This is a genomic window from Micromonospora sp. C28SCA-DRY-2, from assembly GCF_030519475.1.
Lineage (GTDB): Bacteria > Actinomycetota > Actinomycetes > Mycobacteriales > Micromonosporaceae > Micromonospora.
On sequence record NZ_JAUMKD010000001.1, the window covers coordinates 238,614 to 259,234 of the forward strand.

Sequence of the window (20,621 nt, forward strand, 5' to 3'; positions counted from 1 at the left end):
GTAGTCGTGTGGCCGGACGATCGTCAGCCGTGACGACCACCCGAACGACGCTCCGCGAGCTGGTCCGCATCCCGGGCGGCGGCCGCTACGCGCTCAGCGCCACAGTCGAGGCAGCGACCTCCGGGATGCTGCGCCCGTTCATCGTGATCTACGCCCTGCTGATCGGGCTCAGCGCGCCGCAGGCCGGAATGACGCTGACCGTCGGCATGCTGGCCGGCCTCGGCGCCGTCCCGCTCGCCGGATGGTGGGTCGACCGCGGGGCGCGGCGGGCCCCCGCCGTCGCCGCCCTACTGGTGCGGGCGGTGGGGTCGCTGCTGCTCGCCCTGGTGCCCGGCGTCGCCGGGTTCGCGATCGGTGCGGTGCTCATCGGCGTCGGCACGCAGATCGCTCCACCGACCAATTCCGCCCTGGTCGCCGCGCTCGCCGGCCCGACCCAGCGTACGGCGGCGCTGGCCGCGGGCCGCTCGCTGCGCAACGCCGGCCTGGGCGCCGGCGCCCTGCTCGGCACGGTTCTGGTCGCGTCCGGGCCGGCGGTGCTCCGCTGGCTCGCGCTGGCGACGGCGCTCGGGTGCGTGTTCGGCGCGGCGGTGATCGCCCGGGTGCCGCTGTCCCATCACGGTGCTCCGGCTCCCGCCCCGGCTGCGGCGACAACGGAAGCGCGCGGTGCCGGCCTACGCACCGTCACCGTCCTGGCCCTGGCCGGCATTCCGTACGCGTTCTACGCCGACATCATCGAGATCGCCCTGCCGCTGCTGCTGGTGCAGGACCTGGAGGCGTCCCTGGCGTGGCCCTCGGGCATCTTCGTCGCCAACACCGTCATGGTGATTGCGCTGCAGCTGGTCGTGGTAGTGCGCCTGGCGAAGTGGCCACACCGCACCGTGCTGTTCTGGTCCGGCCTGTTGCTCGCCGCCTCGTACCTCGCCTTCTGGCTCGGCGGGGTGACCGGCGGCGTTCCCGGCATGGTGCTCGTCGCGGTGGTCATCGTGCCTTTCACGCTGGGTGAAATTCTCTACACCGGCGCCAGCGTGCCGCTGGTGATCGAGTCAGCACCGCCGCACCTGATGGGTCGCGCGCTGGCCCGCTGGCAGCTCAGCTACGGCCTGGCCCGGGCCGTCGACCCCATCATCATCACCGGCCTGCTCAGCCTGGGCGCGGCGGCGCTGTGGCTGCCGCTGGCCGCCGCGACCCTGCTGGGCGCGGCGACGGTGCGCCTGGGCACCCGACGGCACCCTCTGCACCGTGCCGGGCAGTCCGGGACGATGCCTACCGGTCGTCCAGACGCCTCGGCGACTCCCTCGGTTGCTGACTGTCGTGCCCGAACGGCGGCGGTCCCGAGGAGGTAGGTCAGTTTTTTACATGTCGAGCTGGTGCCACGGCTCGGTGGCGTCCCACCGCGCGACCACGGGCCACCGGTCGGGCTCCACAGCGCGCTCCGCCAGCCAGTAGTACTCCCCCTCGGTCTGGTCGCCGCCCCACTGGATCAGCCCCGATCCCCTGTCGGGCTCGAACATCTCGTAGGGGACCCACAACCGCGCGGAGGGCTCACAGGTCGAGTGGTTCGATGATCTGTTTCCGGGCGTGTTGATAGATCACCGAGCTGCGGAAGCCGACGATCTCGCGGCGTCCGCTGAACTTGTCCATCAGGAAGGCGTGCAGGCTGTCCACGCTGGGCACGGCGACGTGGACGAGGAAGTCGTCGCCGCCTGCCACGACGAACACCGACAGCACCTCGGGCAGCCCCATCGCGTACTTCTTGAAGCCGTCGATGACGGTACGGCTCAGCGGCCGGACCTGCACGTGCAGTAGTGCCTGAACGCCACGGTTGAGGGCGGTCAGGCTGATCTCGGCGTGGTATCCGGTGATCACGCCTCGCTCCCTCAGCGCACGTACGCGCTCGAGGCAGGTCGAGGGCGCGATGCCGACCGCGCGGGCCAGTTCGCGGTTGGTCTGCCGCGCATGTGTCTGCAGATGCCGGATGATCGCCGCATCAAGTTCGTTCACGACCGAGATCTTGCCATCTTTTCCGAATGACGTTCGGTGGGAGCCAGTTGGTGCCGGCCATGTGCCTACTGTCGGTCCCGTTCTGACGAGCAGGCGAGGGGAAGCCATCATGATCGCGACCGACATCGACATCGACATCGAGTCCATGCACGAACACGTCGTCGTCAGGCGGGGCGCACGATCCGGTCTGCCGATCGTCGTCGCGGTGCACTCCACCGCGCTCGGCCAGGCCATCGGTGGATGCCGGCTGGCGAACTACCCACACTGGCGCGACGGCCTGGACGACGCGCTGCGGCTCTCGGCCGCGATGTCGGACAAGTGCGCGTTGGCCGGGCTGCCCAACGGTGGCGGTAAGACCGTCGTCGCACTGCCCCCCGGCGTGACGCCCGACGGCGCCACCCGTCGGGCGGTGCTGCACGACGTGGGCGACGTCATCGCCGGCCTGGGCGGCACGTACGCGACCGGCCCGGACGTGGGTACCGGCCCGGACGACATGGCCACGATCGCCGAGCGGACGCCGTACGCGTTCTGCCGACCGGTTGGCGCCGGTGGCAGCGGCGACTCCTCCGAGCACACCGCCGTCGGGGTCCTCGCCGCCCTGCACGCGCTGTGCGCCGAGCGGTTCGGATCGTCCGACCTGTCCACGCGCAGCTTCGCCGTGCTCGGCCTCGGCCGCGTCGGCGGCCACGTGCTGCGGATGCTCGCCGACGCCCGCGCGACGCTGGTAGCAAGCGACGTCGACGACAGCCGACGTGCGCTCGCCGGCGCCGCCGGCGCGGCCTGGGCCAGCCCGCAGGACTGCCTGACCGCCGACGTGGACGTGCTCGTCCCGGCCGCCCTCGGCGGCCTGCTCACCCCGCACACGGTGCCGAAACTGCGCTGCGCCGCGATCGCCGGACCGGCCAACAACCAACTCGACGCCCCGGCCACCGCTGACCTGCTGCACCAGCGTGGCATCCTCTGGGCCCCGGACATCGTCGTGAGCGCCGGCGGCATCATCCACGCCACCGCCGTCGAACTCCATCACGAGACCTCGACGCAGGCCACCGTCCGGGTCCACGGCATCGCCGACACCCTCACCGACATCCTGCGCACCGCCCGCGCCGCCGGCTCGACCCCGGCCGAGGCCGCCCGCTCCCACGCCCGCCGACGCATCTGTGGTGCCCACCGCTGATCCCTGTCACCACCATCGCCCCTGGAGCATCGCCACATGACCCCGGCAACCAAGCTCGTGATCGTCGTCCGTGCCGACCTGCAGGCCGCATGGGCGGCCAACGCGGCGGCAGTGCTCGCGTTGAGCCTCGGCGGCCGGCTGCCCCATCCACCGGCGGCCGACGCCACGGACGGCTCCGGCGAGCCGCACGCAGGTCTGAACCGCCATCCGGTGCCCATCCTGAGCGCCACCGCCGACCAGCTTCGCGACCTGCATCGAACGATGCGCGCCGACGGCGATCTGATCACCGTGGGCTTCAACGAGGTCGCCCGACGGGCCCGCACGTACGACGACTACGTGGCCGCGCTCGCCGCGACACCCGCGGACGAGATCCACTACGTCGCCGTCGCGGCGTACGGCCCACGCAACCGAATCACCGCCCTGACGAAGCGATTCCCCCTCTACGGCGCCGACGCGCCGGTCACCGCAGAGCCGGACGTCACCCGCAGGAGAGCCGGGTTGTTCCCCGCCGCCGATGACCGCCGGTTCCGCACACCCGCCACCGGCAGTGAACGGCAGCTGCTGCACGACATGCTGCGAGCCCAGCGCAATACGCTGAAGTTGAAGTGCTCGAACGTCGAGGATCAGCTGGCTCGCCGAGCGGTGCCACCGTCGACGCTGTCGCTGCTGGGTTTGATCCGGCACCTCGCCGACGTGGAACGCCGCTGGTTCCGCCAGGTCCTGGCCGGGCAACACGCACCCCCACTGTTCTCGTCCCCGACCAACCCCGACGGCGACTTCGACGACGCCGTACCCGATCCTGCCGTCGTCGCCGCGGCCCGCCGAGCCTGGCACGACGAGATCGCATTCGCCGACACCTTCATCGCCACCGCCGACAGTCTCGACGTCGAGGGCCACGACAGCTGGCGCGGCACCGTCTCGCTGCGCTGGGTCCTCGTCCACATGATTGAGGAGTACGCCCGCCACAACGGACACGCCGACCTGCTCCGCGAACGCATCGACGGAACGATCGGCATGTGACCTTCCGTCATGACCAGGCGCGCTGTTCCTCGGCACGAGCGTGCGACAGAGCCGGTCGCGTGACGGCAACGGCCGACCCCTCCGAGCTCGCCGACCAGGTGGCGGCTGGGACGCGTACGTTCGCGACGAGCTGGCGTACGACCTCGGGGGCACCGGTGATGGCGGCGCCGGCCGCTACGAGTCCGGCCAGGTCGTCGTCGCCGAAGGCGGCGAGGAGGGCATCGGTCGTGGTTGCCAGGACGGCGTCCGGCTCCTCGGGCGGCTGGTGGGCCACCTCGGGATCGCCCGCCCGCACCTGCCCCCGGTGGCGAACGCCACGGGAAGGCAGCCATGAGCAGCCGTCTCCGGTCCACCCGCGCCAACCCGTCCCGCGCCGCGCCCGAGCGCGACCGTTGGCCCTATCGGACGTCCGGCCGGGGGCGCCCGCTCCAGCGTTCAGCGGCCCGGGTCATGTCGTTCATGATGTGTTCGAGGAACTGGCTGGCGCCGTGGAGGCGGCCGCCGGCGGGGGTGCCGGGCCCGAGGATCGCGGCGGCCCGGCGGGTGGCCGCGGCGAGCAGCAGGTTCATCCGGACGCTGGCCATCCAGGCCCGGATCCACACGTCGTCGTCGATCACGTAGTGGTCGCGGCGCTGCCGCGGGTGGCGATCGCGCCGCAGCAGGCCCTGTCGTTCGAGGTCGGCGACGGCCTTGGAGATCGAGGCCGGGCTGACCCGCAGCCGGGCGGTCAGTTCGACGGCGGTGAGCCGGCCCGCGTCGGTCGTGAAGAGCTCGGTGAGGACCCGGGCGGCCATCGGCGGCAGTCCGGTGTGGGCGATCATGGCGGTGAGCTCGTCCCGGACGCCGCGGACGGCCTGCGGGTCGCGTCCGTCGGTGGAGGCGGGGCCGGGCGGGACGGCGGCCGCCCCGGGCGCGGGCCGGCGCCGGGCACGCACGGCGGTGGCCCGCTGGGCCAGTTCGGATCGGTAGCGGCGGGGGCCGCCGTTACGGTTCACCTCGCGGCTGATCGTGGACGTGGGCCGGTGCAGGTGCCGGGCGATCTCCGCGTAGGGAGTGCCCTCGGCGAGCCGGGCGGCGATGTACTGCCGGTCCTCGCGGGTGAGTCTACCTGCGGGCATGGGGATGATCTCCTTCCCGGCGTTGTTGCGTTCGGTGCCAGCTCAGTGCAACGCCGGATGTCCGTCATTGCGTTCGACGGCGGTGCCAGCGCAACGACGAACACCGTGTTCACCTGCTAAGACGGCTTCCGTGCAGGGCCTTCGATATTGATGTCACCTTGAACGCAACGTAGCGTTTTCCTTGCTCCGAAACAATCTGGACGGGGAGGAATTCACATGGGAACCCACGTGGCCGCGCTGGACCTCACTCCCGCGGCGCCGGGGGCCCACGCCCCCCTGCAGGACGCCCTCGAACGCGCCGTGAACAACGCCGGCGCCCCCGGCATCGTCGCGGAGGTCATTCACGGCCGCTCCCACTGGTCCGGGTCCGCGGGCCTGTCCGACACCGCCACCGGGCAGGCCCGGACGTCGGACGAGCAGTTCCGCATCGGCAGCGCCACCAAGGCATTCACCGCCACCGTGGTGCTGCAACTCGCCGCCGAGCGCCGGATCGGTCTCGACGACACGGTCGAGCGGTGGCTGCCCGGCCTGGTGCAGGGCAACGGCTACGACGGCCGGGCCGTCACGATCCGGCAGTTGCTGAACCAGACCAGCGGCATCTTCGCGTACACCAACGCCCCCGAATTCTTCGTCAACGGCATCGGCGCGAACTGGTACGAGCACCGCCACGACCGGTACACCCCGGAGCAACTGGTGAAGGTGGCGCTGGCGCACCCCCCGTACGCGGCCCCCGGCGAGCGGTTCGGCTACTCCAACACCAACTTCCTCCTCGCCGCGATGATCGTCGAGAAGGTGACCGGGCGGACGTTCGCCCAAGAGATCGACCGGCGCATCGTCCGCCCGCTCGACCTGACCGGCACGTACCTGCCCGCCACCGGTGACGCCGGCATCCGCGGCCCGCACCCGGTGCACTACTCGACACTGTTCTCCGCCGACCCGAACCCGCGGATCCACGACGCGACCGAGATGGACCAGTCGTACGCATGGTCGGCCGGCGGGCTCGTCTCCACCACCGGCGACCTCACCCGCTTCTTCGGCGCCCTGTTCGGCGGACGGCTGCTGCCCGCCGAGCAGATGTCCGAGATGCTCACCACCGTCGACACCGACGGCTCCGGCTGGATCCCGGCAACCCGGTACGGGCTCGGCGTCTTCGCCCAGACGTTGGGCTGCGGTGTCACCGTCTGGGGCAACGGCGGGGCGACGTACGGCTCCTGGTCGTACACGATGGGCACCCGCGACGGCCGCCACGTGCTCGCCATCCACGTCAACGGCGACTGGTCGGGCCTGCCCGTCTTCGACGACGTGCTGAACGCGGAGTTCTGCCCGGAACAGTGAGACAGGGCGGGCCGGCCCCGCCACCGCCTCGGCAAGCGAACGCCCCAGGAAGGAAGCCATGAGCACCCGTCTCCCGGTCCGGCCGGGCCCGACCGCCCGCGCCAACCCGTCCCGCGTGCTGGCGCTCGGCGCTGTCGCCGGCCCGGTGCTGTTCACGCTGGCCTGGCTCGTCCTGGGCTTCGTGAGCCCCGGCTACACCGTCGCCGGCACCCATATCGCGCCCTACTCACTGGTGAGCCAACCCATCAGCGGCCTCGGTATGGGCGACACCGCCCCGTTCATGAACACGGCCTTCGTGCTCAGCGGACTACTGCTTCTGGCCGGCGTGATCGGCGTCTTCCAGGGCACCGCCGGCACCGGCCGGCCCGCGGCGCGGTGGGTGAGCACCGTCCTGCTCGCGCTCTCCCCCGCCGGTCTCGTGGTGGTCGGCCTCTTCGACCTGGACTCACCGCTGCCGCACTTCGCCGGCGCCGCGCTGATCTACATCCTCCCGATCCTCAGCTTCCCGCTCGCCGGCCGTTACCTGCGCGGCATCCCGCGGTGGCGGCGCTTCGGCAACGGGCTGCTGATCGCCGGCGCGCTGACCCTCGTGCTCACCCTCATCTTCCTGATGACCTTCGACGAGGACACGACGGCGGCCGGCCACGGCATCGGTGGCCTCACCCAGCGGATCCTGTTCACCGAGGTGCTCGCCTGGTTCGCCGCGATGGGCTGGTGGGCCCGCCGCCAGCAGGAGGCGTGAAGAGCATGGCGCTCACGGAGTCTCCGCGCGCCCGGGGCGCACGATGACATCGCTCACCGAACGGACGCCTCAGCAGCGAGTCGCCGTCGCCGAAGACGTGGTCAAGACGTATGGGCGCGGGGACAACACGGTCCATGCCCTGCGCGGGGTGTCTGCCGAGTTCAGCGCCGGCCAGTTCACCGCCATCATGGGGCCGTCCGGGTCCGGAAAATCCACCTTCCTGCACTGCCTGGCCGGTCTGGACCCGGTGACGTCGGGAAGCATCCGCATCGGCGACCTGGAGCTCACCACGTTGTCGCGCACCGAGCTGACGAAGCTGCGCCGGGAACGCATGGGTTTCGTGTTCCAGGCGTTCAACCTCCTGCCGATCCTCACCGCCGAGGAGAACATCCGCCTCACGGGCCGCCTCGGCGGTCGGCGCGCGGACGAGAGCTGGTTCGCCACCATCGTCGACACCCTGGGACTACGCGAACGGCTGCGCCACCGGCCGGCCGAACTGTCCGGCGGCCAACAACAGCGCGTCGCCGTGGCCCGTGCCCTGCTCACTCGACCCGACGTGCTCTTCGCCGACGAGCCGACCGGAAACCTCGACTCCACGTCAGGAACGGAGGTGCTGGGTTTCCTGCGTGACGCGGTCGACTCCTTCCAGCAGACCGTCGTCATGGTCACGCACGATCCGGTCGCCGCCTCGTACGCCGACCGGGTGCTGTTCCTCGCCGACGGCCGGATCGTCGACGAGCTGTCCGGCCCGACGAGGGATCTCGTTCACGCCCGCATGCGCCGGTTGGAGGGCTGAACGGTGTGGCTGATCGCCAGGAGGTCGTTCGCCGAGTCGTGGGGCCGTCTGCTCGCCACGCTGCTCGCCGCGCTGTTCTCCATCGCGCTGATCGGTGGGACGGTGCAGTTTTCCCTCCGCGCCGAGGACGCGGTGTCGGGCGGGGATGCCAGCGAGTATTTCCGCGCCGATGTGGTCGTGCAGGGCGGTTCGGTGGACCCGGACGACACTCGGGCCCTGCCCAACGGCGAGGTCCGCCTTCAGGAGGTGGCCGGCGAGCCAGGGGTCGCGGCCATCGCGGGGGACGTGGTCCTCCCGGTCATCGCGGCCGGTGCCGACGGCGACACCATCGTCGCGCCGGCCGGAGCGCGCACCCTGCTGCGGCCCTGGGTAACCGAGCCCACGCTGAACCCCTACCGGCTCGAGGCGGGCCGCGCGCCCACCGCCGACAACGAGGTCGCCCTGATGCGGCACCTGGCGGATGCGGGCGGCCTGAAGCCCGGCGACACCATCGCTGTCGGGTTGCCCCGGCAGACAAGGCAGATGACAGTTGTCGGGATCGTCACGGTGCAGGACAGCAGCGTCGTCGCGGTTGGCGACCTGCTGCTCGCGGCGCCGGAGACCGCTCGCAGGGAAGCCGGCCTCGCGGACGGTGCCTGGCACAGCGTCTGGGTGAAAGCCGCCCCCGGCGTCGCAGCCGACCAGCTGCGGGACAGGTTGCGGCGCAGCCTCGGTGAGCGGACGGCAACGGTGCGGACCGCCGAGGAGGTGCGCGAGGCACAGGCATCAAGCCTTGCCGCCCAGGGCCTGGAGATCAGCGGCGGCATCGGGATGCTGACCGGCGTCTCGGTCTTCGTCGGACTGTTCGTCGTCGCCAACACGTTCGGTGGGCTGATCCGCCAGCGCACCCGGCGCCTGGCCATGCTCAGCGCCATCGGTGCCACACCGGAGCAGGTCAAGGCGCTGATCAGGCTGGAGGCGCTGGCGCTCGGCCTGGTCGCGTCCGCCTGCGGAGCCCTGCTCGGCTATCCGGTGGCCGATGCGCTGATCCGGATGTTCGCCCACGACGGCTTCGACATCTCGGCCGCCGAGGCGCCGGCCCTGTGGCTCACGGTACCGCTGTCGATCATCGGCGGGGTGCTGGTCACCCAGATCGCGGTCTTCCGCGCGGCGCACCGCGCGGCCCGGATCGCTCCGATGCAGGCCCTGCGGGAAAGCTCGTCGGAGCGCAGGGAGCGCCCTGGGCTACGGATCCTCGCCGGCACGCTGATCCTGCTCTCCTCGTTCGTCTACTACGGACCCGTGCCGGCGGTGCTCAACGATGGTCCGCCGGGCGTGCAGCGTACCCAGGCGATCACGGCCCTGATCGGATTCGGCTCCATGGTCGTCGCGTGCGCCCTCGCGGTCTTCGGGCCGTTGCTGGTCCGCCCGGTCGGCGGGCTGATCGGCCTCATCGGCCAGCTGCTCGGCGGCGAGTCGGGGCGGCTCGCCCGAGCAACCATCACACGCAACCCTCGACGGGTCTCCGCTGCCGCCTCCTCGCTCATGTTGGCCGTCGCGTTGGCCACCACCGCACTGCTCATCGTGGTATCCGCGAACACCCGCTTCGAGCAGGCGGCCAACGAGGTGATGCTCGCCCAGCACGCGGTGTCCACCTCAGCCAGGACGCCCGACGGGTTGCGGCCGCTGCCGCGCGACATCGCCGCCCGCATCGAACAGGCGCCGGGCGTCACGCGCGCGTCGGCTCTCACCACAACCACGGTCAAGCTCATCTCGCCACCGCCGCGCGCCTACCAGGAGGGCGAGCCGGTTCTGCCGCTCTACCTCACAGTGACCGGCGCCGACCCGGCGACGCTGCCCCAGGTGCTGCGGCTTCCCGGCAACCTGCCTGCGCTCGCCCCGGGCGACATCGCCTTGCCGTCGGTCACGATGCGGGCGCAGCAGCTGACAGTCGGGCAGGGCATTGTCGTACGCGGCGCGAACGGCGATGTCCCCCTGACCATCGCCGGTACCTACCATGACCCGACCCATGTGTTCGCCGATGGCGCGCTGGTCGCTGACGCGACGATGCGGCAGCTCGACTCGAACGCGGGAGCACAGGTTGTGCTCGTCAGCGGGGGCACGGCGGCAGCGATCATGGAGAAGGTCGCCGGCGTGCCCGGCGCGACAGTGCTCGACCGGACGTCCTACGTCGAGAAGGCCGCGGCGGCGATCACCGAGGGCTCGACGGTGATGTACGGCTTCGTCGGCATGACGTTGCTGCTCGCCCTCTTCGGCATGACCACGACGATTTCGATGAGCGTCAGTGAACGCCGCCGTGAGTTCAGTCTGCTCGGTGCCGTCGGCGCAACCGCCCGCCAACTCCGCGCCATCATCCACTGGGAGGCGGCCACCGTGGTCACCCTGGGTACGCTGCTCGGTCTCGGAATCGCGGTGGGCACGGTGGCACTCATCCACGCAGCGACTGGAAGCTCCTACATCCGGCTCAACGCCCCCTGGTGGCTGTACGCCTGCGTCGCTGGTGCCGCGGCACTGGTCACGCTCACCACCTCGGCACTGCCAGCCCGGCGAGCGACCAGGGTTCCGATCCTGGCGAGGGCACGGGTCGAGTGATCACCCCCCAAGGCTTGATCTCCGCCCGGTCCGGGCTCGTCGGTGTCGCCGTTGCCGGCAACAACTCCGGCCACACAGCCGCTACAGTCCGCTCCCATGGCCGAGCGCGTATCTATCGACGACCTGGGAATCTGGGTCACTCACCCCAACGGGACCACGGGACTTCCCTGGGTGGAAGTAGCCAGCGTCGCCCTGTACGCATCTCTGCTACCTCCTGACGATCAGCGCGTCGTATGGCTGGACGCCACGCATGTGTCAGGTGAGTTCGTGGAGATCAACAACATGACCGAGGGATTCAACGACGCCGTAGCCGCTGTCATCTCCCGGTCGGGTCGCGGCCCCCTGGACCTGTCTCGCTTGCATCCGTCGGATTCCCCTGTCGAGATCTACCGCGCGGAGCTATAGGAAGATCTCGCCCGAGGGGGCGGCGCCACGGCGCTTGCGGAGCATGGTGAGCGAGATGGCCGCGCTGAGCGCGGTGATGACGGCACCGGAGCACCCCCGACAGAAGTTCGACGAGACGGTGCGCCGGACCAGCGACAGAAGAGCGCATCGAGACGACGAAGCCGTCGAACCCGCTGGAGCTCCCGCCTACTGGAACTCTCGCAGGTAATCGGCCAGTTCCGGGACGGTCGCGAGGACCTGTGGGTCGACGCTCCGGCGGATCAGGTCGGCCTCCTCGTCCCCCCGTTGACCCTCGAGGATGACGACGACGAAATTGGTCGGAAGCGAGTCGTGGATGCCACCTCGACGGGCAGTCTCGGTCATCGCCTTGCAGACCCTGGCCATCGCGCCGTCGTGGGCCGCATCCAGCGCGTCCGACGCCGCGTCCCGTGCGGCGTCAGCGCTGGCGGGCGCGAGGAACTCCTCGCTGAGGCGGTGGTACCACGGCCGCATCGCGTCGCTCGCGGCCTCCAGGACGTCCCACCGCCATTCCGGTGCGGCGAACCGCGTCGAGTACCCGTCGTTCTCATGCACCGCCGCCTCGGTGTTGGCGGCAAGGGCCGGCGGGAGGATCTGGGCGCCATCACTGTAGAAGAGGTGGAAGGCTGCGGCGTACAGCTGCTCGTCGGGATGCGCTGCGGCGATGCCGGCCAGGGTCTGGCATCCGATGTCGTGCCATGCCGTCTCGAAGGAGTCCCAATCCACCGGGGCACGCTACCGCGCCCCCTACCCCCGACCCCGACGTGTGTAGATGCCGCCTCGACCGAGGCGACGGGTGCGACGCCGAACGGCGGCGGTGCTCAGGCCGCCACGGGCCGGCAGCTCTTGCAGGCGCGGTAACCCGCGCGACGCGCCTCTCGGGCGTTCGTGAACGGCACCCGGTGCGCCGGCGTGATCCGGCGGGCGTTGGCGCACGTCGGATGGCAGTAGATGTGGGTGGTGTCACTGCCGAGGAACACCGCACCACTTCGCGACCACTGGTGCACCTCGGCCATGTCGACGCCCTCCGCCGACCGCAGCGCGTCTCCGGCAGCTGGCAGGTAGGCCGCGTCGCAGGGCGCCCCGTGCTCGTACGTCACCCGATGGCAGGGGACCAGCACGACGAACGGATTGTGTGCCAGGACGTTCAGCACGGCGTCGGCGCCCCGCGCGGGCGGCAGCGCGGCCTCACGCGTGAGCCAGGAGAGAGGACGCAGCTGCCCAGCAGGGATGGTCTGGACCGCCCGCAGCACCCGGGCCTCCAGCGCGTCGACCGGGCCGAGGTCCAGCGACAATCTTCTGACCCGGCCCGTGCGCAGGGCTGTCAGCAGCCCGGGCAGGGGCGTGCCGGTGGGGATGGCCGACCGACCGGTGCGCGAGCGGTGCAGCTCCTCGAACCTCTCGGCGGTGAGCCCCCCGGTTGCCAGTACGGCCCCGGTGACGAGTTCCGGTGTGAAGGCCACGAACAGGCCGCCCGCTGCCGTGTCCAGGCGTACGTACGTGTCGTACCGATCGCGCGGGATGCCCACGCGCTGCAGGATCCTCAGCGCGAAGTCCACCGGCGCCGGCGGTTCGCCCAGCTCGCCGGGCGAATCGGACCCGATCTGCGACGCGGGTAGCTGGTTGTGGTCTCCCCCGCTCATGTCGCCACCTCCCCTTCTTCCTCCCAGGTCAGCAGCCGGCGCAGGTCGCTCATGCCACGTGACACCTGCGCCTTGGCCGTCCCCACGGGGCAACCCTGGATCTGGGCCACTTCCGCATAGCTCATCCCCACCACATGCCTCAACACCACCGGTACGCGGTAATACTCCGGCAGCCGGGACAGCGCGGCGACCAGACGGCCCCGGTCGTCCGCGTTCAGAGCACGGTCCGCCGGGCCTGGATCCGCGTCCGACCACATGTCCGGTGCGTCGTCCACCCGCATGACGGACAACGGACGGCGCGAATTGCTGCGCACGTGATTGCGCCACACGTTCGCCGCGATCGTCATCAGCCAGGCGCGCGGCTGCAACGCCCGGCGCCGCTCCGGCGGGTAGCCCTGCAGCGCCGTGTAGGCCCGCAGGAAAGCGTCCTGTCCCAGATCATCCGCCTCCGCGGCCGATCCGGACACGCGCAGCAGGAACGCGTGCACAGCTCTGGCATGGACCCGGACCAGCTCTGTGAAGCCGGCGTCCAGGTCCTGCGCCAGCAGGTCGGTCAACTGCTCGGCAAGCTCCTCCATCGCTGGTAGAACACCGCCTTCGGAGAAAGGGTTGCCGAATGCGGCGGAGCCCGACAGGTGGGAGTCCCCAGCCTACGAGCTCGCCGGGGGGCGTTGCCTGGTCGTCGGCGGCAGTACCGGTCGTGGCATGCCACGTCCGCGGCGCCGCCGGATCCTGCAACCCGAACGACGCATCCGGTGTTTCAAGGGCATCGACGATGTCCTGAGGAGTCACGGTGATCTACACAACCCTCGACAGTCCGCTGGGTGAACTGCTGGTGGTCGGCGAGCGGATGGCGACCGCCCCCGGCGGCATCGCCCTCGCCTGCCTCTCCTTCCCGGACCAGAGCGGGGGTGCGACCGTACGGCCCGGTTGGGTCCGGGACGACGGGGCCTTCACCGCGGTCGCCGACCAGCTCGCCGCCTACTTCGTGGGCACACTGAACCGCTTCGACATCCGATACATCCCCTCGGGCTCCGGCTTCCAGCGCCGGGTCTGGGCAGCGCTGGACGCCATCCCGTACGGCACGACAGTCACCTACGGCGAGGTCGCCGCCCGGCTCGGTGAGCCGCCCAGCGCGGCGCGCGCTGTCGGTGCGGCGATCGGCGCCAACCCGCTGCTGGTCGTCCGCCCGTGCCACCGGGTGGTCGGCGCGAACGGCGCACTCACGGGCTACGCCGGTGGCCTGCGGCGCAAGCAGATGTTGCTCGCGCTCGAAGGCTCCATGCTCGCCGTCTGACTCGGAGGAGAGGCATGAACACCGACATCGCGCCGTGGAACGCGCGCCGGCGCGTCGCCGAAACGGACTGGGCCGCGCTCGCCGAATCACTGGACGCACACGGCTGCGCCCTGACGTCCCCCTGCTCGACACCGAGCAGTGCCGGGCCATCGCCGCCCTGTACGAGCGGGCCGAGCTGTTCCGCACCACCGTCGACATGGCCCGGCACCGGTTCGGCTCCGGAACGTACCGCTACTTCACCCACGAGCTGCCTCCCGCGATCGCGGAGCTGCGAGAGGCGCTCTACCCGCGTCTGCTGGCCGTCGCCCGTGACTGGGCCGAGCGGCTGGGACGCCCGGCACCCTGGCCCGACGACCTGCACGAGTGGCTGGCGATGTGCCACGAGGCGGGACAGGACCGCTCCGCGCAGATCCTGCTGCGCTATCAGGAGGGCGACTGGAACGCCCTGCACCGTGACGTCTTCGGCGACCTGGTCTTCCCGCTCCAGGTCGTGATCGGTCTGGACACGTACGGCGCCGACTACACCGGGGGCGAGTTCCTGCTCGTCGAACAACGCCCTCGGGCCCAGTCACGCGGCACCACCGTCGCCCTGCCCCAAGGGCACGGCCTCGTCTTCACGACGCGCGACCGGCCGGTACGCACCAGGCGCGGCTGGTCCGCCGGCGCCGTCCGACACGGGGTCAGCATGGTCCACTCCGGCCGGCGGCACGCCCTCGGCCTGGTCTTCCACGACGCATAGCCACCGCGTCCCCGATCATCTCCCGTCGGCCGTCCCGGTTAAGCGAGGGGCCGTTTTGGAGATCCAGACACGAGAGGCAGACCCATGCGACCTCTCGACCGCCACCGGACCGATGTCGGGGACGAGGCCGGCCGTTCCCCGCTCGTCGATCCGGCCGTGTCGAGGGCACTCGGGCGGTTGCCGTGGCCCGTCCCGCACACGGCGGCCGAACTGGCCGCACTCACCGGGTTGCTGACGGTGCCCCGGTCCGGCATCACGACCGTAGTGATCGGTCACAGCCGGGATGCCGCCGCCACGACGTCCGCGGCGGCCTTCACCGCGGTGTGGGAGGCACGCGGCGGGGTGGTACTCGCGGTCGTCGACTGGCCCGAGACCGCAGCGTCATGGCTGCGGTCCGCTCGTCGGATGACCGCGGAGACCCCCGACGCCTGGGTCGTGGCCGCCGCCATGACCGGCTTCGTTCCACTCGCCCGACGGCTTCTGACCAGCACCCTCTGGGCGCCGTCCCGTACCTACGCCTTCGGTTCACTGTGCGACTCGCGCCTGCCGGCGCTCGCCGGTCCCGGTGTCCTGGACGGCCTGCGCGGCGCGAGCGCGGACGGTGGCACGTGGGAGGTCCGTGGCCGCGGCGTCACCACGTTCGCGGCTCGAACCAGCGGGTGAGGGCGGCGTGCAGGGCGGCCGTGTCACCGCTGGCATACGGGGCGGCCGGCGATGCGCTCCACCTCACCCCGCAACTCCTCCAGCGTCGGACGGGAGTGCCGGTCCGGATACGGCCCTGCGGTAGTCGTGGGTACACACGCGGCTCAACCCGTACGGGTCGACCCACAGCAGGGTCCAGCCGCGCGGGGTGCGTCGCCACCCGCCGGGTGCGGCGGCGGGCTCCAGCAGCCTCACCTCGCCCAGGAGCGCGGCGGCAGTCGGTCCGTCGCCCCAGGAACCTGATGCCGGCCAGCTTGCGTACGGCGTTGCGCGCACCGTCGGCGCCCACCACCCAGCGGGCCGTCAGCGTCGTCTCGACGCCCGAAACGGCCCGCAGGTGTAGTCGGACATGCTCGTCGTTCTCCACCAGGCCGACCACTTCCGCGCCACGCCCCAACCGTCCGCCCAGCCGAACGGCGGCCGCGGCGAAAACCTCCTGGGCGTAGGCCTGCGGGCTGCCGACGAGCACCGGGCCCTCCTCGACGACCCGGGACAGGTCGAGTTCGAAGATCGAGGCGAGATGGAAGCGCACCGGCCCGCGGGTGTCGCGGGACGCGGCGTACCGGCCCGGCTGCGCCGCCTCCAGCAGCCCACGACGGTCGAGGGCCTGCGCGGTGCGCGCGTGCGGCGTGCTCGCCTTGGAGATCCCGTCCGGCTCGGCAGCTTCTCGAGGATGGTCACATCGATGCCCAGCAGGGCGAGTTCGCGTGCGACGAGGGTGCCGACCGGACCCCCGCCCACCACCGCGACGCCGGTGTCGACGCTGCCGCCGGCCGGCGGCTGAGAGCTGGCATGCTCGGTTTTTCTCCTCGATGGCCGGTACGCCTCAGACAATCGGCATGGGGCCCGGGCGGACCGGAAGGACCCCGGCGGCGCGGTGAGCCGCCGGGGTCCGGTACCGCCATGCGATCGGTCTTGGTGGGCGCGCAGGAACCCCCGGTCACGGCCGGGCCCGGCCCCGCGCTCCCCCGATCAGACGCTCTTGTGGAAGCCGGCGTCGACCGCGTAGTCCGAGCCGGTGGTGCTCGCCGAACGGGGGGACGCCAGCAGCAGTACCGCGTCGGCGACCTCCTGCGGGTCGATGAGGCGGCCGGTGACCTGGCCCATCATCTGAGGCGCGATGCTGTCCATGACGCTGTCGCGGTCGGCACCCGCCATCGCAGCGATGACGTCGGCCGCGCCACCCTCCTCGGTCCACCAGGCGGTGCGCACGGCGCCTGGGGAGACGGTGTTGACGCGGATCCCCTTGGCGCCGAACTCCTCCGACAGGGCCTTGGTCAGGTTGGACAGGGCCGCTTTCGCGGCGCCGTACTCGATGTTGACCGGTGCCGGCTGACGTGCCATGCCGGTGGAGATGTTGATGATGGAGCCACCGCCGCGCTCGATCATCTGAGGGATGGCCGCGCGGATCGCGCGGACCGCGGAGAGCAGGTTGAACTCGAAGATCGAGCGCCACTGCTCGTCGCTGCTGTCGAAGAAGCCGGTGCGAGGCATGGTGACGCCCGGCGGCGGGCCACCCGCGTTGTTCACCAGGACATCCAGTCCGCCGAAGTGCTCGACCGCGCGCGCCACAACCTGCCCGGGGGCGTCGGGGTCCATCAGGTCTGCCGACACGTGCAGCAGGTTCGGGCCGGCCAGCTGCTCCAGCTCCGGCGTGGTCTTGCGGGAGACCGCGACGACCTTGGCACCCTCTTCGAGCAGTGAGCGGGTCACGGCCAAGCCGATGCCCTTGGAGGCGCCGGTCACCACGGCCACGCGACCGGAGAGGTTGAGATCCATCATTGTCCTTCTGGGTCGAGGCCCTCCCCCGGGGAACAGGGTGGAGCCTTGGGGTGCGCTGTCGGTGGTTGAACCCCGACGGATGCGGACGGGTTGCACGGACGCTCGGCTGCAACCGGCCATCGGAGCGGGGGGTTCTCAACGGCAACGCATCCCGCCTTCTCCCAGCTCCGCATGTCCACCGCCGTGATCCGGCCGCGCAAACTCCTGCTGCCGCTGGTCTGTCTCGCCCCGCTGTTGGTCAACGCGGGATGCGGGACTGGTCGTCCTCGCCCTGCCGGACATTCAGCGCGAGCTGTCCGTGAGCCTGACCGAGGCGCACCGGCTGACCAATGTGTACGTGCTCCTCGTCGGCTGACCGTGGCACCCGAAGATGCGCAGCGGCGTGGTGGTGGCAGGGGGACGGCCCGGCCCGTCGCGACGGGGCAGGCCACCGCCTGGGCGACGGCCTGACTGTCACCGCGAGCGGTCCGGGTGTGGTCAGGGTTGACGCAGTGGTGCGAGCGCGTCGGTCCAGGCGGTCACCTCGGTGAAGAGTTGGCGGAGCGTGGTGTTGTGGCGATCACCGGGGGTGAACGTGGTGAACGCTGCGAAGTCGGTGGCGAGTGACAGACTGACCTGGGTACGCACGCCGGCCAGCTGGAGACCTGCCGTGATGAGGCGCAGGTGTTCAACCGCGCGGGCGCCGCCGACGCTACTTCCGTAGGAGACGAAGCCCGCCGCCTTGTTGTTCCACTCGCCGTAGAGGTAGTCGATGGCGTTCTTCAACGCCGAGGGGATCGATCGGTTGTACTCCGGCGTGACGAAGACGTATCCGTCGAACTCGGCGATCTTTTTGCTCCACTTCCGTGTGTGGTCGTGGGCGTAGGACCCGAGCAGCGGTGACTGCGGCTCGTCGAAGATCGGCAGACGGTAGTCCTCGATGTCCACCACCTCGACGTCAATGCCGTCATGCTGGTTGCCCTGCTTGGCGACCCACTCGGCCACCTGGTGACCGACCCGCCCGGGGCGGGTACTGCCGAGGATGATCCCGATGTTCGTCATGCGTATTCCATTTCTGCTGATCTGATGGTTACGGATGGCCGGAAACGTTGTGCTGGGCGGATCGGAACCTGCGTGCGACACGCACTTTCACCGCCGTCGTTGACGCCGATGTCCGGATTGCAATGCCGCGTCGAGGCCGTTCAGCCGCAGCACGCTTGCGCCGCGCAGGTGCGCCAGGTCCACACTGCCGTCATCGGTGTATCGGAGAAATGTCACCTGCTCGGTCCATTCCAGGCGGGTTCCGTCGGTCTCGGCGTCGAGCCGGACGGTGACCAGCGAGGTCCACCGCAGTTCGCCGTCGACCGCGGCTTCGTAGCCGTAGACGATCCGGTAGGGGCCCGCGATGTCGATGTACCGCGACCGGAACTCCAGCCGCTCGGATGCGGTGTCCAGCGCGGTGTAGGTGCTGCGCGCCGTCTCGCCTCCGCCCACCCGGAAGTCGTGCTCGTAGGAAACCTCGCTGCCGGGAAGCCGGAACCACCGCCGCCTGATCGCGGTGTCGGCGAACGCCGTGAAGACCTCGCCCGGTGGCACGTCGAGGTGCCGCGAGATCGTGAACGTGTCGTGCCGGACCATGCCGTCCTCCCGCTGTCACGGCCACGAAGTGGTGGCCGCACGTCAGTTACGATCAGTAAGAAACGTGCGCCCACCGGATTTAGTCCGGCTCTCCCATACGCACTTTGAAGTCAGCTACTGACGCATGAGGAACAAAGCCATGACGAGCTCCCTTGCTACCGAACTCGCGCAGCGCGGGGTCGCGCCGGACTGCGTCCAGACGATCGAGCTCGTCCGCGATGTGCTGGCGCGGGTGGGTGACAAATGGACGCTGCTGACCATCACGGTCCTGGCCTCCGGCCCGCTGCGCTTCACCGCGCTGCACGAACAGGTCGCCGGCATCTCCCAGCGGATGCTTAGCCAGACCCTGCGCGCCCTCACCCGCGACGGATTGGTGACCAGGACCGCATTCCCGGAAGTACCCCCGAGGGTTGAATATGCCCTGACGCCGCTCGGCCGTTCGCTGAGCGAGGCCGTGGACGGACTCGTGCACTGGGTCCGTGGCCACCAGAGCGAACTCGTCCGCAACCGTGACGAGTTCGACCAGGCACCCACCGCGAACACGGCGACCCTGCCCCACGCGTAACCGCGCCACGGTTCCCTCGTGGCTGCCGCATCGCGAACTCCAGCCGAGATCCACACATGACAGTGCGCCGAGACCGGATGAGTGGGCCCACGAGTCGACACCGTCGAAGCGGTCACAGGCCAAGGGCCGGTCAAGGCTGCGGGCTCAGGTGGCGGGGAGGGCCTCGGCGAAGGCCAGCGTGCCGCAGCCCGGTACCCGGACGACAAGGCCGAGCGCCGACTCTGGCAGCCCGGTGACCGGCACGAATGCGACGTCCGGGCGGACCTGCAACCCGGCGGTGCGCCGGCACACCAGCATCCCGCCCCGACCCGCTGCGACGAGCGCGATGCCCTCTTGGAGGGTGGTGACCGTCGGCCCGGCGGGGATTGGCCGGCCGGCGGGCGTGACGACGGGCGCCTGCGCCGCCCGCCAGTACTCCGGCGCTGGCGCAGCCGGCCCGATCAACGGCAGCTCCACCAACTGCGCGACGTCCACTGCGGCACGCTCGGCGAATGGGTGCCGCACGGACACGGCGACGGTTTGCTGCTGCCGGGAGAAGACCCGTGCCAGCGTCAGTTCCGGTTCCCGCACCGGCAGCAACACGATGGCCGCGTCGACCTCGCTGCGGTGCAGTGCGCCGAATGGGTCGCTCAGCGGCAGCTCGGTCAGGTCCACCCGCCGGCCGGGTGCCTGGTAGGCGTTGACGGCGGCGGCGATACCCGCATCCACGTGCCCCTGGAATCCGAGGCGCAGCACGTCGTGGACGCCGCGGGCGGCGTCCCGGGCTTCCTCGACCGCTTGTCGCACGGCCGCGTACGCGGGCCGCACCCCGGCCAGCAGTTGCTCGCCCAGCGGGGTGAGCGCCACCCGACGGCTGGTGCGGTCGATGAGCCGGCCGCCGATCCGCCGTTCCAGAGTGGCGAGGAGCTGGCTGACGCGGCTCTGCGAGACCCGCAATCGCTCGCCGGTGCGCCCGAAGTGCAACTCCTCGGCGAGCACCAGGAAGCACTCCAGCTCGCGCAGCTCCGGTTGGCTGGCCATGCCGTACCCCTTCCCGAAGTGCCCCGACCCGCTGTGTCGATCGATAAGCCCCGCT

The 20,621-nt window shown here is 70.8% G+C and carries 23 protein-coding genes and 2 pseudogenes; 13 read left to right on the forward strand and 12 right to left on the reverse strand.

Features of this window, described 5'->3' with window-relative positions:
* Positions 1 to 29: 29 nt before the first annotated feature.
* Positions 30 to 1,343 carry an MFS transporter gene (locus Q3W71_RS01025; RefSeq protein WP_302917380.1) on the forward strand — a complete coding sequence of 438 codons (1,314 nt, stop codon included), beginning with the start codon at positions 30 to 32 and terminating at the stop codon, positions 1,341 to 1,343.
* 9 nt (positions 1,344 to 1,352) lie between these two features.
* On the opposite strand, the gene Q3W71_RS01030 is transcribed toward Q3W71_RS01025, so the two are convergent.
* Complete coding sequence (locus tag Q3W71_RS01030) at positions 1,353 to 1,511, reverse strand: hypothetical protein (protein ID WP_302917381.1); 159 nt, start codon at positions 1,509 to 1,511, stop codon at positions 1,353 to 1,355.
* 31 nt (positions 1,512 to 1,542) lie between these two features.
* Positions 1,543 to 2,001 carry an Lrp/AsnC family transcriptional regulator gene (locus Q3W71_RS01035; protein ID WP_302917382.1) on the reverse strand — a complete coding sequence of 153 codons (459 nt, stop codon included), beginning with the start codon at positions 1,999 to 2,001 and terminating at the stop codon, positions 1,543 to 1,545.
* A 109-nt stretch (positions 2,002 to 2,110) separates the two neighbouring features.
* On the opposite strand from Q3W71_RS01035, the gene Q3W71_RS01040 reads away from it, so the two are divergent.
* From Q3W71_RS01040 to Q3W71_RS30915, 3 genes and pseudogenes are all read left to right on the forward strand, one after another.
* On the forward strand, positions 2,111 to 3,175 hold the full coding sequence (locus Q3W71_RS01040) for a Glu/Leu/Phe/Val dehydrogenase dimerization domain-containing protein (RefSeq protein ID WP_302917383.1): 1,065 nt from the start codon (positions 2,111 to 2,113) through the stop codon (positions 3,173 to 3,175).
* 36 nt (positions 3,176 to 3,211) lie between these two features.
* Positions 3,212 to 3,607 (forward strand): annotated as a pseudogene (locus Q3W71_RS30910) (DUF2000 domain-containing protein); the annotation flags it as partial.
* A 66-nt stretch (positions 3,608 to 3,673) separates the two neighbouring features.
* Positions 3,674 to 4,195 carry a DinB family protein gene (locus Q3W71_RS30915; protein ID WP_368050371.1) on the forward strand — a complete coding sequence of 174 codons (522 nt, stop codon included), beginning with the start codon at positions 3,674 to 3,676 and terminating at the stop codon, positions 4,193 to 4,195.
* Positions 4,196 to 4,202: 7 nt separating this feature from the next.
* Here Q3W71_RS30915 and Q3W71_RS01050 read toward each other — a convergent pair whose 3' ends face one another.
* Both Q3W71_RS01050 and Q3W71_RS01055 read right to left on the reverse strand, forming a co-directional pair.
* The gene (locus Q3W71_RS01050) at positions 4,203 to 4,490 is read right to left on the reverse strand and encodes a hypothetical protein (RefSeq protein ID WP_302917385.1); all 288 of its coding nucleotides are present in this window, start codon (positions 4,488 to 4,490) and stop codon (positions 4,203 to 4,205) included.
* 103 nt (positions 4,491 to 4,593) lie between these two features.
* Complete coding sequence (locus Q3W71_RS01055) at positions 4,594 to 5,313, reverse strand: MarR family transcriptional regulator (RefSeq protein ID WP_302917386.1); 720 nt, start codon at positions 5,311 to 5,313, stop codon at positions 4,594 to 4,596.
* Between the two features lie 216 nt (positions 5,314 to 5,529).
* Between Q3W71_RS01055 and Q3W71_RS01060 the strand changes: the two genes are divergently transcribed.
* The 5 genes from Q3W71_RS01060 to Q3W71_RS01080 all read left to right on the forward strand — a co-directional run bounded on the left by Q3W71_RS01060 (position 5,530) and on the right by Q3W71_RS01080 (position 11,183).
* Positions 5,530 to 6,648 carry a serine hydrolase gene (locus Q3W71_RS01060; protein WP_302917387.1) on the forward strand — a complete coding sequence of 373 codons (1,119 nt, stop codon included), beginning with the start codon at positions 5,530 to 5,532 and terminating at the stop codon, positions 6,646 to 6,648.
* 58 nt (positions 6,649 to 6,706) lie between these two features.
* A complete protein-coding gene (locus Q3W71_RS01065) occupies positions 6,707 to 7,390 on the forward strand; it encodes a DUF998 domain-containing protein (protein ID WP_302917388.1) in 684 nt (227 codons plus the stop codon).
* Positions 7,391 to 7,433: 43 nt separating this feature from the next.
* On the forward strand, positions 7,434 to 8,186 hold the full coding sequence (locus tag Q3W71_RS01070) for an ABC transporter ATP-binding protein (RefSeq protein WP_302917389.1): 753 nt from the start codon (positions 7,434 to 7,436) through the stop codon (positions 8,184 to 8,186).
* A 3-nt stretch (positions 8,187 to 8,189) separates the two neighbouring features.
* On the forward strand, positions 8,190 to 10,778 hold the full coding sequence (locus tag Q3W71_RS01075; RefSeq protein ID WP_302917390.1) for an FtsX-like permease family protein: 2,589 nt from the start codon (positions 8,190 to 8,192) through the stop codon (positions 10,776 to 10,778).
* Positions 10,779 to 10,874: 96 nt separating this feature from the next.
* Complete coding sequence (locus Q3W71_RS01080) at positions 10,875 to 11,183, forward strand: hypothetical protein (protein WP_302917391.1); 309 nt, start codon at positions 10,875 to 10,877, stop codon at positions 11,181 to 11,183.
* A gap of 186 nt (positions 11,184 to 11,369) precedes the next feature.
* Here the strand turns inward: Q3W71_RS01080 and Q3W71_RS01085 are convergent, their stop codons facing one another.
* The 3 genes from Q3W71_RS01085 to Q3W71_RS01095 all read right to left on the reverse strand — a co-directional run bounded on the left by Q3W71_RS01085 (position 11,370) and on the right by Q3W71_RS01095 (position 13,422).
* Positions 11,370 to 11,927 (reverse strand): DUF4303 domain-containing protein, encoded by a 558-nt coding sequence (locus Q3W71_RS01085; RefSeq protein WP_302917392.1) that lies wholly within the window; start codon positions 11,925 to 11,927, stop codon positions 11,370 to 11,372.
* A gap of 95 nt (positions 11,928 to 12,022) precedes the next feature.
* Complete coding sequence (locus Q3W71_RS01090) at positions 12,023 to 12,844, reverse strand: MGMT family protein (RefSeq protein WP_302917393.1); 822 nt, start codon at positions 12,842 to 12,844, stop codon at positions 12,023 to 12,025.
* Positions 12,841 to 13,422: an RNA polymerase sigma factor gene (locus tag Q3W71_RS01095; protein WP_302917394.1), complete on the reverse strand. Its 582-nt coding sequence runs from the start codon at positions 13,420 to 13,422 to the stop codon at positions 12,841 to 12,843. Before Q3W71_RS01095 ends, Q3W71_RS01090 begins: the two co-directional genes overlap by 4 nt.
* 215 nt (positions 13,423 to 13,637) lie before the next feature.
* Between Q3W71_RS01095 and Q3W71_RS01100 the strand changes: the two genes are divergently transcribed.
* From Q3W71_RS01100 to Q3W71_RS01110, 3 genes are all read left to right on the forward strand, one after another.
* Positions 13,638 to 14,141 carry a methylated-DNA--[protein]-cysteine S-methyltransferase gene (locus Q3W71_RS01100; protein ID WP_302917395.1) on the forward strand — a complete coding sequence of 168 codons (504 nt, stop codon included), beginning with the start codon at positions 13,638 to 13,640 and terminating at the stop codon, positions 14,139 to 14,141.
* A 34-nt stretch (positions 14,142 to 14,175) separates the two neighbouring features.
* The gene (locus Q3W71_RS01105) at positions 14,176 to 14,880 is read left to right on the forward strand and encodes a 2OG-Fe(II) oxygenase (protein WP_302917396.1); all 705 of its coding nucleotides are present in this window, start codon (positions 14,176 to 14,178) and stop codon (positions 14,878 to 14,880) included.
* 84 nt (positions 14,881 to 14,964) lie between these two features.
* Positions 14,965 to 15,543 (forward strand): hypothetical protein, encoded by a 579-nt coding sequence (locus Q3W71_RS01110; protein WP_302917397.1) that lies wholly within the window; start codon positions 14,965 to 14,967, stop codon positions 15,541 to 15,543.
* On the opposite strand, the pseudogene Q3W71_RS30920 reads toward Q3W71_RS01110, so the two are convergent.
* From Q3W71_RS30920 to Q3W71_RS01130, 4 genes and pseudogenes are all read right to left on the reverse strand, one after another.
* Positions 15,512 to 16,326 (reverse strand): annotated as a pseudogene (locus tag Q3W71_RS30920) (FAD-dependent monooxygenase). The gene Q3W71_RS01110 and the pseudogene Q3W71_RS30920 overlap by 32 nt on opposite strands.
* A 228-nt stretch (positions 16,327 to 16,554) precedes the next feature.
* The gene (locus Q3W71_RS01120; protein WP_302917399.1) at positions 16,555 to 17,361 is read right to left on the reverse strand and encodes an SDR family NAD(P)-dependent oxidoreductase; all 807 of its coding nucleotides are present in this window, start codon (positions 17,359 to 17,361) and stop codon (positions 16,555 to 16,557) included.
* 480 nt (positions 17,362 to 17,841) lie between these two features.
* A complete protein-coding gene (locus tag Q3W71_RS01125) occupies positions 17,842 to 18,405 on the reverse strand; it encodes an NADPH-dependent FMN reductase (protein ID WP_302917400.1) in 564 nt (187 codons plus the stop codon).
* An 87-nt stretch (positions 18,406 to 18,492) separates the two neighbouring features.
* Complete coding sequence (locus Q3W71_RS01130) at positions 18,493 to 18,981, reverse strand: SRPBCC domain-containing protein (protein ID WP_302917401.1); 489 nt, start codon at positions 18,979 to 18,981, stop codon at positions 18,493 to 18,495.
* A gap of 139 nt (positions 18,982 to 19,120) precedes the next feature.
* Here Q3W71_RS01130 and Q3W71_RS01135 point away from each other — a divergent pair, with 139 nt between their 5' ends.
* Positions 19,121 to 19,546 carry a helix-turn-helix domain-containing protein gene (locus tag Q3W71_RS01135; RefSeq protein WP_302917402.1) on the forward strand — a complete coding sequence of 142 codons (426 nt, stop codon included), beginning with the start codon at positions 19,121 to 19,123 and terminating at the stop codon, positions 19,544 to 19,546.
* Between the two features lie 144 nt (positions 19,547 to 19,690).
* On the opposite strand, the gene Q3W71_RS01140 is transcribed toward Q3W71_RS01135, so the two are convergent.
* A complete protein-coding gene (locus Q3W71_RS01140) occupies positions 19,691 to 20,566 on the reverse strand; it encodes a LysR family transcriptional regulator (protein WP_302917403.1) in 876 nt (291 codons plus the stop codon).
* Between the last annotated feature and the right edge of the window lie 55 nt (positions 20,567 to 20,621).

Bases quoted from the DNA above. Each gene is read 5' to 3' on its own strand.
- Q3W71_RS01095 (WP_302917394.1), bottom strand. From the start codon at position 13,422: ATGGAGGAGCTTGCCGAGCAGTTGACCGACCTGCTGGCGCAGGACCTG.
- Q3W71_RS01125 (WP_302917400.1), bottom strand. From the start codon at position 18,405: ATGACGAACATCGGGATCATCCTCGGCAGTACCCGCCCCGGGCGGGTC.
- Q3W71_RS01130 (WP_302917401.1), bottom strand. From the start codon at position 18,981: ATGGTCCGGCACGACACGTTCACGATCTCGCGGCACCTCGACGTGCCA.
- Q3W71_RS01060 (WP_302917387.1), top strand. From the start codon at position 5,530: ATGGGAACCCACGTGGCCGCGCTGGACCTCACTCCCGCGGCGCCGGGG.
- Q3W71_RS01110 (WP_302917397.1), top strand. From the start codon at position 14,965: ATGCGACCTCTCGACCGCCACCGGACCGATGTCGGGGACGAGGCCGGC.
- Q3W71_RS01135 (WP_302917402.1), top strand. From the start codon at position 19,121: ATGACGAGCTCCCTTGCTACCGAACTCGCGCAGCGCGGGGTCGCGCCG.
- Q3W71_RS01040 (WP_302917383.1), top strand. From the start codon at position 2,111: ATGATCGCGACCGACATCGACATCGACATCGAGTCCATGCACGAACAC.
- Q3W71_RS01030 (WP_302917381.1), bottom strand. From the start codon at position 1,511: ATGTTCGAGCCCGACAGGGGATCGGGGCTGATCCAGTGGGGCGGCGAC.
- Q3W71_RS01070 (WP_302917389.1), top strand. From the start codon at position 7,434: ATGACATCGCTCACCGAACGGACGCCTCAGCAGCGAGTCGCCGTCGCC.
- Q3W71_RS01090 (WP_302917393.1), bottom strand. From the start codon at position 12,844: ATGAGCGGGGGAGACCACAACCAGCTACCCGCGTCGCAGATCGGGTCC.
- Q3W71_RS01065 (WP_302917388.1), top strand. From the start codon at position 6,707: ATGAGCACCCGTCTCCCGGTCCGGCCGGGCCCGACCGCCCGCGCCAAC.
- Q3W71_RS01080 (WP_302917391.1), top strand. From the start codon at position 10,875: ATGGCCGAGCGCGTATCTATCGACGACCTGGGAATCTGGGTCACTCAC.
- Q3W71_RS01140 (WP_302917403.1), bottom strand. From the start codon at position 20,566: ATGGCCAGCCAACCGGAGCTGCGCGAGCTGGAGTGCTTCCTGGTGCTC.
- Q3W71_RS01055 (WP_302917386.1), bottom strand. From the start codon at position 5,313: ATGCCCGCAGGTAGACTCACCCGCGAGGACCGGCAGTACATCGCCGCC.
- Q3W71_RS01120 (WP_302917399.1), bottom strand. From the start codon at position 17,361: ATGGATCTCAACCTCTCCGGTCGCGTGGCCGTGGTGACCGGCGCCTCC.